Genomic DNA, 16807 nt, shown 5'->3' with positions numbered 1-16807 from the left:
CCCTTTACTAAGACAGGAGGCAAAGTATGAAAAAAGAATTCAGGATTCTGATTTTAGCACTTACCTTTGGAGCCTTGCTTGCCGGACTTGCGGGCTGTAAACAGGACAGCCCGGAGGAAGAGGCAAGAACTGTTGATGTTTATTTGATATGTCTGGAAGGCTGCTGGGTTGAAAATGGAAAGAAAATACAATCCAAGGTTATAAAGGTTCCTTATGGTGAAGCCTTTAGTGAATATGCTCCAATGTGGAAGCCTTATTTACTGCATAACAAGCATATGGGCTGGTATGAACTTGTTGACGGAGATCTTTCTGAATTTTCCTTTAATGAATACGAGCCGCTTTATAGCTCTGTTTACCTCTATGCAAAATGGAATCCAGTTGTGAACGGGCATGACGTAACCTTTATTATGGAAGGCGAAGATATGGGGCCTCCTGTAACAATAGACCCGGGTTATCCCGCAGAATCAGGACTTCCAAAATTATCTAGAAATTGTGATGTATGCTGGTACTCCGATGCAAACTATACAATAGAATTTGATATATCTAAAGAGGAAATTACAAAAGACTGTACAATTTATGGCTTTTGGGCAGACTATGCCGGCAGCTGGGCTGGCTTTATAGATTTCTTAAATTCAAAAGATGATGCCTGGTTTGAAGATGAAACCAGGGTCCGCGGATTTATAATTAAAGACAGCGAAGCAACAAATACAGCCGGTCTTGCTACTATAAGCCAAAAGGTAGATGAACTTAAAATATATTATCTGCCAGTTGAATATAATAGTGAAGACTTTCATACAGATTGGGATGATTTATCTGATGTCAGAAATGACACAGACTTTGATCATGCTATTAGAGAACTTAAAACTGGTAAAAAAATAGAACAGAAATTAAGTATACTTAGTAAGTTAAAATGTAAAACCGTACTCTTTAATTTCCGCATGATGCCAAATCTTAATGAATTTTCTGATAACTGTTTTACAGGCTTTACATCACTTTATAAGCTTTATCTTCCTTTATCTTCCTCTATAAAAAGAATAGGAAAGGAAGCCTTTTTGGATTGCAATAACCTTTGCGAATTTAAAATTCCTTCAAGTGTTAATGATATTGGACAGGCAGCCTTTAAAAACTGTTATTCAATTGCAAACGAGATTTCAATTCCTGATGGCGTTACAGAAATTGCAGAGCAGGCATTCAGGAACTGCAAGTCAATCCCAAAATTAAATTTAACAGGAAACGTGTATAGAATATGCCAGCTTGCCTTTATGGGATGTGAAGGTCTTAGTCAAATCATTATCCCGGAGGGTGTTCGTCGTGTTAATAATGGTAGTTTTGCCTGCTGCGGACATTTGGATTATTTAGAGATTCCATGTTCAGTTGAGAATTCAGAAGACTCGTGGACGCCAGAAGAAAGAGGGGTTGGCGAGTATGCATTCTGGAAATGTTCGTGTGATAACAAAGTATATAATGATAGTTTTTTGCTTGCATGGGAAAATAAATACTTAGCACCTCGATGGCATGGACTTATACCGCTAGATGACCAATTTCTGGCTGGTGGTAAGGGTAAATTCAGGTCAAGATTGCTTTTTAGTGAATGGAAGTTTGGTACTACACATTATGGCCCAGATATTTAAAAGGATAGAAGGCTATCACATTGTATAAAGGAGCGGCGTATGAGAAAAGAATTCAATTTATTAATATCAGCTCTTGCCTTATGTATTTTATTGCCCCTTGCCGGCTGTAAACAGGACAGCCCGGAGGAAGATGCTAAGACTATTCAGGTCACCCTTGACTGTAATGGCGGAGTATGGCTTGACGACATGAAGTTACCAAAAATTAAGGTTATAGAAATTCCTTATGGTGAGCCCTTGAGGGAATATACACCAAAGTGGCCTCCTTATTGGCAACATTACAAATATCTCGGCTGGTTTGAAAGCCGGGATGATAAAGATAATGATATTCGTTTTAATTCTAACGAGCCGCTTTATAAATCTATTACCCTCTATGCAAGGTGGACGCCGTTTGAATTTGAGCATGAAGTTACGTTTATTATGGAAGGCGAGGATATGGGACCTCCTAAAACAGTAGAACCTAGGGAGTCCGTTCAAACAGTTCTGCCTAAATTATCTAGAACCGATTGTGATGTAGTATGGTACGAGGATAAAGACTTTACAATGGAATATGATACAAGTCAGGAGCTTGGGAAAGACCTCACCCTGTATGGCCTTTGGGCAGATTATCACGGCACCTGGGATGACTTTATTTTCTTCCTGGTTGAAAGGGATGAGAAATGGTTCAATGATACAACTGTCCGCGGCTTTATAATTAAAGATGACCAGGCAACAAGTACAGAGAAGCTTGCAAGCTTAAGCAAAGACGTAAATGTGTTTGAAATAAAATATCTTTCATTAGAAGATGTCGAAGACACAGATTTTGACAAGGCTATTCAGGAAATTCAAACTGGTAATACAATAGAGCAGAAATTAAGTATACTTAGTAAGTTAAAGTCTAAGAAAGTATACTTTAATTTACGCAACATGCCAAATCTTAATGAATTTTCTGATAACTCTTTTGCAGGCTTTACATCACCTTATAAGCTTTATCTTCCTTTATCTTCTTCTATAACAAGAATAGGAAAGGAAGCCTTTTTAGATTGCAATAACCTTTGCGAATTTAAAATTCCTTCTGGGGTAACAGAGATTGGCGAAGCAGCCTTTAAAAACTGTTATTCAATTGAGAACGAGATTTCAATTCCTGAAGGCGTTAAAGAAATTGCAGCTCAGACATTCAGAGACTGTAAGTCAATTCCAAAAGTAAATCTGACTGGAAATGTGGAAAAAATATGTCAGCTTGCCTTTATGGGCTGTGAAGGGCTTAAAGAGGTCATTGTGCCGGAAGGTGTTAAAACTGTCGAGAATGGTAGCTTTGCCTGCCTTGGAAAACTGGACAAGATAGAGCTTCCAGAATCACTTGAAAAAATAGACGAGTATACCTTCTGGAAATGTTCATGTGATAAGAAAAAATATAATGGCAGTTTTCAAGATTGGGAAAAAATTTACAAATGTGACTGGTTGAGAAACCGTTACCTTGAAATTAAAAATGATACTTTCGTTGATTCGGCTAAACTTGATTTTCAGTCACACCTGATTTTTGATGGCTGGAAACGCATACCAGAACCTCTTATTCCTTAGACCTGGGGGTGCCTTATGAGAGATAAATTTAAGATTTTTATAATAACTCTTGTATTTGCTACTCTTCTAACCTGTCTTGCGGGCTGTAAGCAGGACAGCCCGGATGAACCGGCCAGGTATGTTGAAGTTGTTTTTATGTGCAGAGACAATGAAGGTGCCTGGATTGATGATGATGACCTGGAGATAAGACAGAAGGTTGTAAAGGTTCCTTATGGGCAGGCTTGTACAGACTATTTACCAGAGCATCCTACCCGCAGATATTATCGTTTTGTCGGATGGTATGTTGATGGCAATGACCTTAAATTCCAGGATAGAGAACCTGTATATTCAAGGATTTCCGTATATGCACAGTGGATAAAAGACGAATTCCCTCATACTGTAAAATTTGTTATAGAAGGGCAGCCTGAGAATACTGTTGCTTCTCAGGAAGTTCCTTATAAGGGAAAGGCCAGTGTACCTAAATTGGATCGTTCAATAAAATGGTACACCAATAAGTACTACAAAAAAGAATTTGATTTTAATACTCCTATCGAAGAAAATATTACTCTTTACAGTTATTATGACGATTTTAGAGGTTCCTGGGGTAATTTTTTGACCTTTCTGAACTCAAAAGATGCTGACTGGTTTAATGATGAAAATCAAAGCAGAGCTTTTGTAATTGTAGATAATTCTGCAAAAACTACAGAAGGTATTGCACCGGCAGTAGGAGAAGCAGGCGCTGTAACTATAAAGGAAAGAGATACGAGAATTACTTTTGAGAGAGATGATGAAGACGCAGACATAGATACAGAAAAAAGTGATGAGAAGTCTGTAAATCTGAGTTTATTAAGCAAACTCAAGAGTAAAAGTGTGATACTGGATATGCGTGATTGGACTTCTCTTGAGACGCTTTATTACAGAAGCTTTAGAGGTGCCGAAAAGCTTACAATGGTAATATTACCTGAAAGTGTTACTAAAATAGCTAATGAGGTATTCAGGGATTGTACTAACCTGCAGCTTCAGCTTCCTTCTAAATTAACTTCTATTGGTAAAAGAGCCTTTATGAACTGTTCTAGTCTTACTAATGTAAAAATTCCTGAAGGCGTAACCCAAATAGGGGAGGAAGCTTTCAGAAAGTGTAAGACACTTAAGAAATTAACACTTCCATCTACATTGAAGGTTATTCCTTATATGGCCTTTGCACAGTGTGAAGCACTTCCACAATTAATTATACCGGAAGGTGTAGAAACTCTTGAAGACGGCTGTTTTGGCTGGTGTGGACCAATGGATAAGGTATATTATCCAAGCACACTTTCGAAAGTAAGTATGTTCTTCTTCATTTTTTCTTCCTACAAGTTAAAAGACTCTGCAACCTACAATGGCACCAAAGAATACTGGGAAAAGAATATTGCCCCTATAAAGCCAAATGATGATGACATGCCTAAACAGTACCCTGTTCTTGATAAGAATGGTGTTGAATTCAATTTGGGTATTTTTTATGTTGATGAAAACGATTAGAATGGAGAACTATTAGAAGGGTCTTAAAAATAAAAAACTCGCCTGTCTGGGCGAGTTTTTTTTGTAGGGCAGGGGAACTTAGATTTCGGCTTCGTTGAGTCCGGCTTTCATTGCGGCAGAACCAAGCATTAAGCCCCACTTGCCTTTACCTTTCAATGATGAGCCTGAAATCATTACAATTGCATCTACAAGGGATAAACCTGTAGCTTTTGCCATTTCAAGGGTTACTCCTTCTGCGCCTTTGCCGTCAATTCCTGCTTTTACAGATTTTGCTACTCCGGCAATAATTGGGCCTGCAATAGGAATACAGCTTACAACTGTAGTTGCAAATCTGAAGGCATTAAAACCACCAGAAACGCCTTCAAGTTCTTCTTCTGTAAGGTCGAACTCATCCATCTGGCTGTGCAGTTTTTGAAGGTCTGAACTAAGCTGCTTTAAGAATTCTTCATAAGGCAAGTCTGTATAGCCCTTTTCTTTATATAACTCATAGACAGCTTCTTCAGATTTACATTCCTTAAGTCTGTCTGTAAAATCCTTGTCGTCTGCCATTTTGCCTGCAAGTTCATTGTATCTTTCTGCAAGTGCTTCGTCTGTACAGTTTACTTCAACTGTAAATTCTGGTTTACTCATAATAACTACACACTCCCGTTATAAGCCGGCTGATCTGGAAATTGAAAATGATTTTGAACGTACTTTAGGTGCTTCAACCTTTGGCATTACAGATTCCTGGCTGGCAACAGAGTTATTAAGCAGGTTTTCGCCCTCTGCTCCTGCATTGGCAGCTCCAGTAGCGGCAGTTTTAGGTGCCATCATTTTATCAATAAGATACATTGAACCAATAGTTGCGCCAACAATTCCAACCATCATTAAAGTGCTCAGACCGTTCTCTTTAAGCCAGCTGCCTACGCTTCCTCCGGCTACAGCTTCAAGACTTTCATCTGAAAGATTTTCGATTTCATCAGAAGATTTATTGTTTGCAGCTTCAGCTTCTTTTACGGCTTTTTTGAAGGCTGCTACATTAAAATCAGGGTAATTTTTAATCAGAAGTTCGCAAAGTTCGTCCATGTTTTTTGCCTGATTTATTATGGTATTAACTTTATCAAAGTCAATTTTTGAAATCTGTTCTTCTGTTAAACCGAGTTCCAGTAACTCTTTCTTGTATTCCATTTCTGTCATTTTATTTACCTCCTAATGTATTTGTCTTACTCTTATTTATACTCCGCTTAGCGATAAATGGCTAAAAAAAATGCCGGGGATTTTACCCGGCAATAGCAGTTAAGTATCAGATTTTAAACCAGTTAGAGATCCAAACTAGCCGATGTAAGGTGTGTTTCTCCAGATGCATTTAAAGCTGTATTTGGACGGCCAATGCAGGTTTTACGAATAATTCCGGCAGAAAAACCAATGACGGCAGCACCCATAACCAGATAAGGCCAGTTTTTCTTTACCCAGCTGCCAAAGTTTCCTCCGGCAACTTCTTCCAGGGCTTCGTCAGAAAGATTTTCTACAGCCTCTGAATTCGACAGATTTTTGAATTCTTCTTCAGCCTTTTTCTTTTCTGCTTCGTAATTCTTCTGAAGCTCTTCCTCGCTTATTGAAGGATATGCCTGTGAAATCTTTTTAATAGCTTCTTCCGGGCTGTTTGCTGTTGCAACAATTGCTTCTATTTCTTTCTTGAGTTTTTCATCTAGTTTTTCCATAGTTCTTCCTCCTTTATCCTTTCTCTTAAGTCAAAAAATTACTTGTTAAACAGTGCGTTTTGATACTGCTTCTGAGAAATCTTTTTGGAAATAATATTACCAACATACTTACCACCGACATATGTAAAACCGAGTATACCTGCAAGAACTGCAACCCTGCAAATGGTTTCATAGTTCTTTTTAAGCCAGCTGCCGGCACTTCCACCTGCAACCTCTTCAAGGGCTTCATCAGAAAGATCCTGAGTGGTTTCAGAATTCTTTGCTGTTTCTGCAATGCTTTTTTTGAATTCTGTCTCATTGAAATCAGGATATGCTTCCTTCATTTTTGTACAGATTTCATCAAGGTTATTTGCAGCGCTTATAATTTCTTCAATTTTTGAAAGATTAAGTTTTGTAAGAGCTTCTTCTGTTACTCCTGCAGCAAGAAGATCGTTTTTAAGTTCCATCTTATTCATATTATTGCCTCCTTAATTATTATGTCTGCTTTATATAAGAACATCACCGTTTTTTACATCAAAGATTTTCAAATTCTGTTTCTGCTTCTTTGCAGCCCATTTTCGGTCACTTCTGGTATCAAGTTTTTTCTTTACAAAATAAGTGACTCCAATGGTTGCCATTAATCCTAAAGGAATCAGCCAGTCCTTGTTGCGGTCGAGCCAGCTGCTTACGCTGCCACCTGCTACAGCTTCAAGACTTTCATCTGAAAGATCTTCGATTTTTTCGCTTTCTGCAGCCTGTTCCTGAACTGACTGTCTGAAGCCTGCTTCATCAAAATCAGGATAAGCAGTTTTCATATTTCTGCAAAGTTCATCAATGCTGCCTGCATTGTCAAAGATTTCTCCGAATTTTGCAAAATCAATCTTTTCAAACATATCTTCTGTTGCGCCTGCGGCAATCAATTCTTCTTTAATTTTCTGCTCGTTCATAATTTGCCTCCTGAATCTTTGCTTTACACTTATTTATACTCCGCTAAGGGAGAAATGGCTAAAATATTACCGGGACAAGCCTGGCATTGCTAATTATAATTTTCACTAAGAGCATTTAACTTTTCGCCCCTCATATTAGCGGCACTCTTTTTTTCCAGATATTTGTTGAACATATAGCATGCTCCTATTGTTGCAAGTGCGGTTGCTGCGATAACCCAGTCCTTATTTCTGTGCATCCAGGAAGTTACGCTTCCACCGGCAACTTCTTCAAGAGCGTCCTCAGAAAGGTATTCGGTATTTTCGCTTTCTTTTGTCTGCTCTGAAATTATCTGTCTGAAGCCTGTTTCATCAAAGTTTGGAAAGTTTCCCTTTATGTTTTTGCATATTTCGTCTATGTTCTGCGAGCTATCAAAGATCTTTTCGATTTTTGAAAAATCAAGGTTGGCAATCTGTTCTTCTTTTATGCCTGTGGTAATCAGTTGTTCTTTAAATTCTTTTTCGTTCATACCTTTGCCTCCGTGTTTATTTGTGCTGCAGATGGTTGTATTTTATTTGTCTCTACCAATTTAGGTCTGAGTTTTTCTGCCGTCCAGTTTGCCTCTTTTCTATAATTAACGTATTTAGTAACCATATAAGCTGCACCTGCAGCAAGGATTAATCCTACAGGAATAATCCAGTCCTTGTTTTTATTGAGCCAGCTGCCAGCACTGCCTCCTGCAACCCCTTCAAGACTGTCATCAGAAAGTTCTTCAATTTTTTCGCTGTCTGCAGTCTGAGCCTGAATTGTCGTTCTGAAATTATCTTCGTCAAAATCAGGAAAAGCAGCTTTCATTTTTCTACATAAATCGTCAATACTGCTGGCATTGTCAAAGATTTCTTCGAATTTTGCAAAATCAATCTTTTCAAACATATCTTCTGTTGCGCCTGCAGCAATTAATTCTTCTTTAATTTTCTGCTCGTTCATAATTTGCCTCCTGAATCTTTGCTTTACTTATATTTATACTCCGCTCAAAGATTAATGGCTAAAAAAAAGAGATGAGTTTTTGCTCATCTCTTTCTGTTTTTATTAAAACAGGACCTTCGCATCTAGTGCCTTTTGTATTAGTTTCTTGCCTTCAGGATTTGCTAAACCTGCTTGTTTCAGACCTGATTCGAGTCCTTCGTCAATACCTTTTTGGTAAACTTCATTTTGATCAGTATTGCGGCCCAAAAGATATCCGCCTACGCCCAATACGACTATCGCTGTTGCTCCGGCAACAATAGGCCAGTTCTTTTTCATCCAGCTTCCGAAACTGCCGCCAGCAACGGATTCCAAATCATTGTCTGAAAGATTTTCAACTTCCTCAGAATCTGCAGACTTTGAAAAATTTTCCTCTGCCTTTTTAACTTCAATTTCAAATTGATTTTTCAGGTCTTCCATGCTGATTTTTGGATAAGCCTCGCAAATCTTCTTGAATGCCTCTTCAGGGCTGTTAGATGATTGTATCAATTCGTTAATCTTGTTTTCCATAAAGCTACTCCTTTATATTTCTGGTGAAATTCTTCCTGGTTTATTCCATATATTGTTCTTTGTATTTAGCAGCTAATTTTGCTTCTCCTTCAGCCAGGTATTGTCCACGTTCTAAGCCTTCTTGTCTTCCTTTTGCCAGTGCAGTACTTCTTCCCTTGCAGTACATTCCGATACCTACTCCAACAGCGACCCCGAGAAGGGCTGCTCCGATAACATATTCCTTATTCTTTTTCATCCAGCTTCCTACGCTGCCGCCTGCAACTGCTTCGAGGGCTTCTTCAGAAATGTCTTCTACCTCATCGTTGTTTTTTGCGTTCTGAGCAATGGCTTTTTTGAATTCTGTCTCATCAAAGGCAGGGAAGGCTTCTTTCATAGTTTTGCAAAGACCTTCAAGACTTTCTGCCCCATCTACAATGCCTTCAATTTTTGCAAAGTCAATTTTTGCAATCGCTTCTTCCGGTGCTCCGGCTTCACGAAGTTGTGCTTTAAATTCCTTTTCGTTCATAATAAACCTCCGGGCTTAACAATCTGTATTTATTTATATTCCGCTTGTTTATAAAAGGGCTAAAGAAGATCTTTCCAAAATTAAAGACCTTTATCACAATGGAGATTTAGAGTTCCAACTGTGTTGTCAACTAATAAAACTGAACCACCTGTGGCTATTCCTCCCCAAATAGCTCCATACACCGCACTTTCTTTTCTGCCATATTCAATAGTTCCGTCTTTTGCAGTAGCAGCACCCCAGATTGCTCCACCAATAATGCCGGCTGCAACAACGGCAAACTCAGCGGCATGGTCTTTAAACCAGTGACTAGTGCTTCCTCCGGCAACTTCTTTCAAATTTTCGTCAGAAAGATCTTCTACATTTTCTGAGGCCTTTGCTTCCTGGTTTGAAGCATACTTGACCACTTTTTTGAATTCATCTGAATTGAAGCCAGAATAGATTTTTTCCAGCTGAGTGCAAATATCATCAACATCTTTTGCATTCGAAATAATTTCTTCCAGTTGAGGGAAGTTAATGCTTTCTATTTGTTTTTCTGACAGACCAAGCTTTAAAAGATGCTCTTTATATTCCTCTTTGTTCATAGTATTCCTCCGTGTTTAAGGTTTTACATTTATTTATACTCCGCTCAGGGAAAAATGGTTAAATAATTGAAATTTACTTATTAAGATAATGCCTGACCTACGGCAAAACTTGTAATACTTGATAGAGCTTTTATACCGCCAAACATTGCAAGTTTTTGTTTTACGTCGCTTGTAAAGCCCTCTTTATGCCATTGTTGTCCTATTGAAAGCATTCCGCCGGTTGATATTGTAGCTACGGTTTCAAAAAGGCTTGTTGCAACGCCGACGGCAAGCCGTGCAGTAATTTTCTCTGTTCCTTTTACAGAGCCATCAGCAACGGAAACAACCGCAGAAGCAACTCCTCCAATACATGGTATCATTCCTGCACCTAACTCTCCTCCTGCTGCAAGTGCGTTTCCACCCGCAACAGATGAAAGGGCGTCATCGGAAAGATCTACAACACCATCCATAAGCTCAAAAATTAACCTGGCAATTGAAGTTATGTTATCGGAGAGAACTATGTTATTTTCCTTGCAGAAATCCATAAAGCTTTCATAAGTGGTAATCTTGAAAAATTCCTCTGCCTTATTATGATCTTCCAGAAGGGGAGTCAACTGGCGGGCTATTTCGGCTGCTTCAGAAAGAAGCTTCATTGTCTCTGCTTTTTTTTCAAGAAGTTCAGAAAGCTCCTCTTCGCTCAGTGTAATACCAAACCGCTTCAACAGAGGGTTGATATCAGATTCGGACTTACATTGAGATGCTGCCTTTATAAAATCTGGATTGTTCAGAAGTTTGATGAGTTCCTGATAGGTAGAATTGCTAATCATATATTATCCCCCTGTTGTGGTTTTGTCTTATACTCTTCTTTTCAAAATTGCGGCAGCATCCTGCCATGTCTCCCGCCAATCAGGTTTGTTGACTGCTCCAACAACAGTATTTCCGGTTTCTGTTCCGATAAACATACCGTTGTCATATCCCTCAACCTTTCCTAGAGCTGTTGCTGCCTCTTTCGCGCTTGATATTTCATCGCTGGAATATAAATTTGAACCTTGCTTAATTCCTATGGCTAGTCCGCCTGTAATAATTACGGCGGCTCCCAATACATAAGGCCAATTTTTCTTCATCCAGCTTCCAAAACTTCCACCTGCAATTTCTGCAAGCTCTTCCTCGGAAAGATCTTGTGTTATTTCAGAGGTACGCTGTTCAGCAACCATCTGTTCTGCCTGTTTTGTACTGGCTTTAAATTGATTCCGTAATGTTTCAGCGTCAATTTCAGGATATGCTTTGATAATGTTATCAATTGCCTGCTCCGGGCTATCAGCCTGAGTAATTAGTGTCTTAAGTTCTTCTAATAATTCTTTGCCTGCTTTCATAATCATTTCCTCCTTTAACCCTTTAGACCCCAGCCTACTTGACGGTCAAACCAGCCCACTACGTTTTCCATATTGTTAGTCTGCATTGTGGCTATAAAGCCATCCATTTTTCCTTTTCCTTCGGCAAGATTAAAGGCTTCTTTATAAGCAGTATCCTCTGCCGCTTGATATGCATTATTTGCCTTGTATGAACCAATGCGTTTTCCTATTAGCCAAGATGCAGCAAAAAGTCCGACTCCTCCAACAACGTAGCCCCAATTTTTTTTCATCCAGCTTCCGAAGCTGCCACCAGCAACGGCCTCAAGATCATTTTCTGAAAGGTTTGTAACTTCCTCCTGCTGTTTCTGATTAAGATTTGAAATTATCAGGTCTGTAGCTTCTTTTAGTTCTTCTTCAGAAAGTTCTGGGAAAACTTCACAGATTTTTTTGCATGCTTCATTTATGCTGGAACTTCCGTTGATAGCATTAGTCAATTTTGAAAAATCCTCATCCGAAAGATTGTTATTTTCCAGTTTCATTTCGACCATCATTTTTTTCAAGTCGTTTTCGTTCATAATGTACCTCCGTTATTCTTCTTACGTCTATTTATACTCCGCTCGTGGAAAAATGGCTAAAAAAGCAGGAAGAAAAATTTACTTATATAGAAAACTCCGTGAGGGGGTGGAGCACCTGCGAAGCAGTTCGTAAGCAAGCGGAGCTTGCGTCGAATGAAGCGAATAGCGGAAGTGCGGAAGACCCGACCCCGCGAAAGCGGGGACACGGCCGAAGAATTTTCTTTTTCAAAATTTTTAGCCTTTTCTTTCTGGCCGGAGTATAAATAAGTGTAAGACGAAGAAAACGGAGGCACGTTATGACAGAGAATGAATACAAGAAACAGCTTTTGGAGTTGGGTGTAAAAGAAGAGCAGCTGGCTAATATTAATTTTGGGCTGGTTGATGAAATTATTTCGCGGGCAAAAAATATTGATGAGCTTTGTGATTTGATGGTAAAAAATTTCCCTGACTTCCATAAGGATGAATTTAAAAAGGCTCTTACAGAAGCTGCAGAATCGAGTACAAAAGCTTCTGCAGAAGCACAGGATCTTTCTGACGAAGAGCTGGCTGAAGTTGCAGGTGGAAGTGTAGGCAGCTGGATTAAGAAGAACAAAGAGGCGATTGCAATTACAGCATTTTCTCTTCTAGCTGTTGGCGGTTTGATTTATGGTGTTAATAAACTGCTGGACAGTGGCAGTGCAAGTAACAGACCAAGCAATATTTCTGACGGTGACCTCCAGAAGCGACTTGATAGAGTAGATAACTTCCTTTTGCACTAAAATGGAAAAATAAGGCCCGGGGTGCTATAATATTTTCCATATACAAATGGAAAAGCGTCGAATAATTCTTACATTTTTGATTATGACTCTGCTGCTGGCCCTGCTCTTTGTCTGGAACCTTTCGATTGGGTCGGTGCGCATTAGTTTTAGAGAAGTTTCTTCTATATTAATAGGGGCAGGGCAGGGCAGCGTTAATGAAAAAATCATAATGAATATAAGGCTTCCCCGGATTCTGGCGGCAATGATTCTGGGAGGGGCGCTGGCTCTTTCGGGATTTTTGCTGCAGACTTTTTTCCAAAATCCGATTGCGGGACCTTATGTTCTGGGTATTTCTTCCGGCGCAAAGCTTTTTGTTGCCATGACTATGATTTTTCTTTTGAATAAAAGCATTGTTCCGGGCTCTGGGGCTCTGGTTGTGTCGGCTTTTCTGGGCTCTCTTTTAACGATGGGAATTGTGCTTTTATTTTCGCTCAGGGTTCATAAGATGAGCGTTCTGATTGTCTGCGGAATTTTAATCGGCTATATCTGTTCTGCGGTAACTGATTTTTTTATTACCTTTGCAAACGATTCAAATATTGTAAATCTGCATAACTGGTCGGTGGGAAGTTTTTCGGGCATTAACATGGGCGAGGTAAAGCTGATGTCACTTGTGGTTTTTGCTTCTGCGGCTGCTGCCTTTATTCTTTCCAAACCGATTGGCGCTTTTCAGCTTGGAGAAAATTATGCCCGCAATATGGGCGTAAATGTAAAGCTGCTGAGAGTGCTTTTAATTTTGATTTCCAGCCTGCTTTCGGCCTGTGTTACGGCTTTTGCTGGCCCTGTCAGTTTTGTGGGAATTGCGGTGCCTCATCTGGTTAAATCTGCGGTATATACCGCAAAACCGCTGGTGCTGATTCCGGCCTGTTTCTTAGGCGGTGCAATTGTTACGGTTTTTTGTGACGGGCTTGCAAGGATTCTTTTCAGCCCGACCGAAGTTAGTGTAAGCTCTGTAACGGCAGTTCTGCTTGTTCCTGTTGTAATTTATATGATGCTTCGCCGACATTGAAAAACAAAATTCTTATGTTATAATGATTTTAATATGGAAAGTTTGAAAAAGTTTTATGAAAAATTCGTCATGATTCCTGGCGATTTTTATGAAGCAGAATCGCGTAAGAACCGGAATATTGTAAAAATTATTTTTATGGTGTCTGTGTTTTTTGGAGGCTTCTTTCTTTCTTTATCATTCTTTTTAAATCTTTTTTTTAAATTTCAGTTGCGGGCTAATCCATATACCTATTATTCCTATTTTCTTCTGGTTGGGGTTCTGGGCCTTCTTCTTTTAAAAACAAGGCTTCCTTCATCTTTTTTTATTCTTCTGGTTTTGATTTTATCGGAGTATGTAATTACGGTTAATCTTCTGAAGGCGCCTTTTTCGAGCTCTGTGGTAATTTTTATTGGCTTTTTTTTTGCCTTTATTATGGTTCTTAATATGAACCCCGTAATGTTTACAATTCAACTGATTTTGTATATCTGTTTTATTGAAGTTTTTAAGGCCTGCGCTCATATTCAGATGCAGTATCCGGATTCTACTTCCTTTATAAAAAATGTATTCCTTTTTATGCTGGTAATTATTTTTCTTTCCTTCTGGAAGCGTAAATATATAATTGAATCGCTTTTACGGGATGCAAGGCTGGAAAAGGAAAGAAAAAAGGCTGATGAGCTTTTGCACAATATTCTTCCTGATTCTGTTATACAGCAGTTGAAGGTTGATGGAAAATCTCCTCCAAAAAATTATGAAAACATTTCACTTCTGGTTGCGGATATTGTTGATTTTACAAAGACTGCAACAGACCTTCCTCCTTATGTACTTATTCTTGAACTGAATGAAATTTTTTCTGAATACGACAGAATCTGTGAGCTTCACAAGTGCATAAGAATTAAGACTATCGGCGATGCCTATATGGCGGTCTGTGGATTACCTGAAGAAGATCCTGAGCATGCGGAAAACATTATGAACTGCGCCAAAGATTTTATTGCCTGCCTTGATGAAAGAAACAAAAAGTCTCAGATAAAATGGAATATAAGAGTGGGAATTGCGTCTGGAAGTGCAATTGCCGGAATTATCGGGAAGAAAAAATACCTTTATGATATTCTCGGTGAAACGGTTGATACTGCTGTTAAGCTTCAGAATTCCTGTCAGCCTATGCATATCAGAATTTCTGAAAAAACATACCAGCTTTTAAAAGAAAAAGAAGCTTTTGATCCTGTGGAACTTGGAGAAGTTTATGTTTAAAAAGCTTTATCAATTTTTAAAAAAGTTCCGCGCCGGAAAGACAATTTCAGATGACCTTCACGAAAAAAACAGAAATATTCTGGAAAAAATTTATATTTTTTCTATAGTATTTGGTATTTTCGGGCTTGTTTACACAAATTTTACCCCTTCAGGTCTGACTAAAATGACTCTTTTTTACTACAGCTATTATTATTTTGCAGGAATTATAGGGCTTATTCTCTGCTGTACTAATTCGGGAAAATATACTCCGGGGGCTTTTGCTCTAATCAGCTTTTATGCAATTTATATTTTCTTTGTTGCAAACAAATCTCTGATAGAATCTTTAGTCTTTTTTCTGGGTTTTGCGCTTGTGATTGAAATCCTTTTGAATTTGAATCCCCTTGTTTATGTCAGTTGCCTGCTCTTTTCTGAAGTGCTGCTTTTTGCCTTGATTTTGCTGAATGTGATTCACGGAAGAGATGAAGTTAAAGGAATTACCCTTGCTAACCTGATGCTGGTAAATATTATTGCGGTTTACCTTGCCTTCTGGAAAAGGGGAATTATCCTAAGAAAATATTATACCGAAAGCCAGATTGAAGCCGAAAGAAAAAAATCGGAAGGACTTCTTTTGAACGTGCTGCCGCAGAATATTGTAGAACAGCTGCAAAAAAGCGGTAAGGCGGAACCAGAGATTTATGAAAACGTAACGGTACTCTTTTGCGAGTTTTTGAATTTTAAAGACCTTTCTTCTGTTTTTGAACCTGAAGTTCTTGTTAATGAATTGAACTGCATTTATGACCTTTTTGACGAAATTGTTGAAAAGAATTGCTGCCTTAGAATAAAGACTTTTGGTGAAATTTACATGACTGTCTGCGGACTTCCGCTGGAAAATTCTCTTCATGCAGAGCATATTATGGACTGCGCAGAAGAGTTCCTGGCGACCGTAAAAAAACGAAATGAGTCTTCTGAAGTAAAATTTGAAGTAAAGCTGGGAGTCAGTTCCGGTAGTGTAATTGCGGGAATTGTGGGTATAAAAAAATATATTTATGATGTTTTTGGCGATACGGTAAACATTGCCTTTAGAATGAAAACCCTCTGTTCTTCCATGAAAATTAAGGTTTCTCCTGAAACTTATGAGCTTGTTGGAAGTAAATATGATTTTGTAAAACGGACGCCGATTGAAGTTAAAGGTAAAGGCTTAATGGAAACTTATGACTGTGAATAATTTATTGACTGCTTCTGAACTTTCTGCGGGCTATGGCAGGGAAGTTGTTGTTGGCGGAGTTAGCCTTGAAGTGAAGGCGGGGGAGATTCTCTGTCTGATTGGGCCTAATGGAAGCGGAAAATCTACTATATTAAAGACTCTTACCCGGGAGCTTGAGGCGCTGGGGGGAAAGATTTTTGTACTGGGGAAGGATGCGGAAAGGCTTTCAGAACTTGAAGCGGCAAGGCATCTTTCTATGGTGATGACTGAGAAAATCAGGCCGGAGTTTATGAGTTGCCGCGAGGTGGTGGAGAGTGCCCGTTACCCTTATATGGGGCGGCTGGGACTTTTGAGCCAGGAAGATAAAAAGGCGGTAGATCGGGCCCTGAAGATTGTTGGCGCGGAAGGACTTTCTGAAAAACAATTTGGAAAAGTCAGCGACGGGCAGAAGCAGAGGATTATGCTGGCTAGGGCTATTGCTCAGGATACGGAAATTATTGTTCTTGATGAGCCGACTTCCTTTCTTGATATGCGCTATAAGATTGATTTGATTCGTGTTATAAAAAAGCTTGCAAAGGAAGAAAATAAGGCTGTTATTATGAGTCTGCATGAACTGGAACTGGTAAAGGCTGTGGCAGATACTGTTGTCTGTGTTGGAGAGGGAAGTATTGTCCGTACAGGAAAGCCGGAAGAGATTTTTTGCGGGAATTTCATACAGACACTTTACGGGATTAAAGATGATGAATTTGACAATGAAACGGGAATGCTCAAATTGTAAAGT

General features: G+C 39.0%; 22 protein-coding genes. 9 read left to right on the top strand and 13 right to left on the bottom strand.

Annotation, left to right across the window (positions count from 1 at the left end):
* The first annotated feature begins 26 nt into the window (after window positions 1-26).
* The 3 genes from MSI_RS02760 to MSI_RS02750 are packed head-to-tail and all read left to right on the top strand — an operon-like array spanning window position 27 to window position 4685.
* Window positions 27-1631: a leucine-rich repeat domain-containing protein gene (locus MSI_RS02760; protein ID WP_009103478.1), complete on the top strand. Its 1605-nt coding sequence runs from the start codon at window positions 27-29 to the stop codon at window positions 1629-1631.
* 39 nt (window positions 1632-1670) lie between these two features.
* Window positions 1671-3188, top strand: coding sequence for a leucine-rich repeat domain-containing protein (locus MSI_RS02755; RefSeq protein WP_009103476.1), 1518 nt, complete (start codon window positions 1671-1673; stop codon window positions 3186-3188).
* 15 nt (window positions 3189-3203) lie between these two features.
* The gene (locus tag MSI_RS02750; protein WP_009103473.1) at window positions 3204-4685 is read left to right on the top strand and encodes a leucine-rich repeat domain-containing protein; all 1482 of its coding nucleotides are present in this window, start codon (window positions 3204-3206) and stop codon (window positions 4683-4685) included.
* Between the two features lie 78 nt (window positions 4686-4763).
* Here MSI_RS02750 and MSI_RS02745 read toward each other — a convergent pair whose 3' ends face one another.
* The 13 genes from MSI_RS02745 to MSI_RS02685 all read right to left on the bottom strand — a co-directional run bounded on the left by MSI_RS02745 (window position 4764) and on the right by MSI_RS02685 (window position 11813).
* Window positions 4764-5315: a hypothetical protein gene (locus tag MSI_RS02745; RefSeq protein ID WP_009103471.1), complete on the bottom strand. Its 552-nt coding sequence runs from the start codon at window positions 5313-5315 to the stop codon at window positions 4764-4766.
* Window positions 5316-5333: 18 nt separating this feature from the next.
* Window positions 5334-5861, bottom strand: a complete 528-nt coding sequence (locus tag MSI_RS02740; protein WP_009103468.1) for a hypothetical protein — start codon at window positions 5859-5861, stop codon at window positions 5334-5336.
* Between the two features lie 122 nt (window positions 5862-5983).
* Entirely contained in the window at window positions 5984-6385 is a 402-nt protein-coding gene (locus tag MSI_RS02735) for a hypothetical protein (protein WP_009103465.1), read from the bottom strand.
* A 38-nt stretch (window positions 6386-6423) separates the two neighbouring features.
* Window positions 6424-6840: a hypothetical protein gene (locus MSI_RS02730; protein ID WP_009103462.1), complete on the bottom strand. Its 417-nt coding sequence runs from the start codon at window positions 6838-6840 to the stop codon at window positions 6424-6426.
* 30 nt (window positions 6841-6870) lie between these two features.
* A complete protein-coding gene (locus tag MSI_RS02725; RefSeq protein WP_009103459.1) occupies window positions 6871-7311 on the bottom strand; it encodes a hypothetical protein in 441 nt (146 codons plus the stop codon).
* 89 nt (window positions 7312-7400) lie between these two features.
* Window positions 7401-7817: a bacteriocin class II family protein gene (locus MSI_RS02720; protein WP_009103457.1), complete on the bottom strand. Its 417-nt coding sequence runs from the start codon at window positions 7815-7817 to the stop codon at window positions 7401-7403.
* Window positions 7814-8275, bottom strand: a complete 462-nt coding sequence (locus MSI_RS02715) for a hypothetical protein (RefSeq protein ID WP_009103455.1) — start codon at window positions 8273-8275, stop codon at window positions 7814-7816. Before MSI_RS02715 ends, MSI_RS02720 begins: the two co-directional genes overlap by 4 nt.
* 102 nt (window positions 8276-8377) lie before the next feature.
* A complete protein-coding gene (locus MSI_RS02710) occupies window positions 8378-8821 on the bottom strand; it encodes a hypothetical protein (protein ID WP_009103453.1) in 444 nt (147 codons plus the stop codon).
* Window positions 8822-8861: 40 nt separating this feature from the next.
* Entirely contained in the window at window positions 8862-9326 is a 465-nt protein-coding gene (locus tag MSI_RS02705; RefSeq protein WP_009103450.1) for a hypothetical protein, read from the bottom strand.
* A gap of 80 nt (window positions 9327-9406) precedes the next feature.
* On the bottom strand, window positions 9407-9907 hold the full coding sequence (locus MSI_RS02700) for a hypothetical protein (RefSeq protein ID WP_009103448.1): 501 nt from the start codon (window positions 9905-9907) through the stop codon (window positions 9407-9409).
* Between the two features lie 80 nt (window positions 9908-9987).
* Window positions 9988-10713 carry a hypothetical protein gene (locus MSI_RS02695; RefSeq protein ID WP_009103445.1) on the bottom strand — a complete coding sequence of 242 codons (726 nt, stop codon included), beginning with the start codon at window positions 10711-10713 and terminating at the stop codon, window positions 9988-9990.
* 27 nt (window positions 10714-10740) lie between these two features.
* Entirely contained in the window at window positions 10741-11259 is a 519-nt protein-coding gene (locus tag MSI_RS02690; RefSeq protein ID WP_009103443.1) for a hypothetical protein, read from the bottom strand.
* A 14-nt stretch (window positions 11260-11273) separates the two neighbouring features.
* On the bottom strand, window positions 11274-11813 hold the full coding sequence (locus tag MSI_RS02685; RefSeq protein ID WP_009103441.1) for a hypothetical protein: 540 nt from the start codon (window positions 11811-11813) through the stop codon (window positions 11274-11276).
* 44 nt (window positions 11814-11857) lie between these two features.
* On the opposite strand from MSI_RS02685, the gene MSI_RS14640 reads away from it, so the two are divergent.
* From MSI_RS14640 to MSI_RS02660, 6 genes are read left to right on the top strand one after another with little or no spacing between them, the layout of a single operon-like run.
* The gene (locus MSI_RS14640) at window positions 11858-12076 is read left to right on the top strand and encodes a hypothetical protein (RefSeq protein ID WP_192807733.1); all 219 of its coding nucleotides are present in this window, start codon (window positions 11858-11860) and stop codon (window positions 12074-12076) included.
* A gap of 33 nt (window positions 12077-12109) precedes the next feature.
* Window positions 12110-12571 carry a hypothetical protein gene (locus MSI_RS02680; RefSeq protein ID WP_009103437.1) on the top strand — a complete coding sequence of 154 codons (462 nt, stop codon included), beginning with the start codon at window positions 12110-12112 and terminating at the stop codon, window positions 12569-12571.
* A 46-nt stretch (window positions 12572-12617) separates the two neighbouring features.
* Window positions 12618-13616: an iron ABC transporter permease gene (locus MSI_RS02675; RefSeq protein ID WP_009103435.1), complete on the top strand. Its 999-nt coding sequence runs from the start codon at window positions 12618-12620 to the stop codon at window positions 13614-13616.
* A 33-nt stretch (window positions 13617-13649) separates the two neighbouring features.
* Window positions 13650-14843, top strand: a complete 1194-nt coding sequence (locus tag MSI_RS13780; RefSeq protein WP_009103433.1) for an adenylate/guanylate cyclase domain-containing protein — start codon at window positions 13650-13652, stop codon at window positions 14841-14843.
* Window positions 14836-16047: an Adenylate cyclase, family 3 gene (locus MSI_RS13775; RefSeq protein WP_009103431.1), complete on the top strand. Its 1212-nt coding sequence runs from the start codon at window positions 14836-14838 to the stop codon at window positions 16045-16047. The genes MSI_RS13780 and MSI_RS13775 overlap by 8 nt, the downstream gene beginning before the upstream one ends.
* Window positions 16040-16804 (top strand): ABC transporter ATP-binding protein, encoded by a 765-nt coding sequence (locus MSI_RS02660; RefSeq protein ID WP_192807732.1) that lies wholly within the window; start codon window positions 16040-16042, stop codon window positions 16802-16804. Before MSI_RS13775 ends, MSI_RS02660 begins: the two co-directional genes overlap by 8 nt.
* The last annotated feature ends 3 nt before the right edge of the window (window positions 16805-16807 follow it).

Source organism: Treponema sp. JC4 (genome assembly GCF_000260795.1).
Classification (GTDB): Bacteria; Spirochaetota; Spirochaetia; order Treponematales; family Treponemataceae; genus Treponema_D.
Note: the sequence above shows the minus strand (reverse complement) of the source record. Positions and strands in the feature narration are given on the sequence as shown.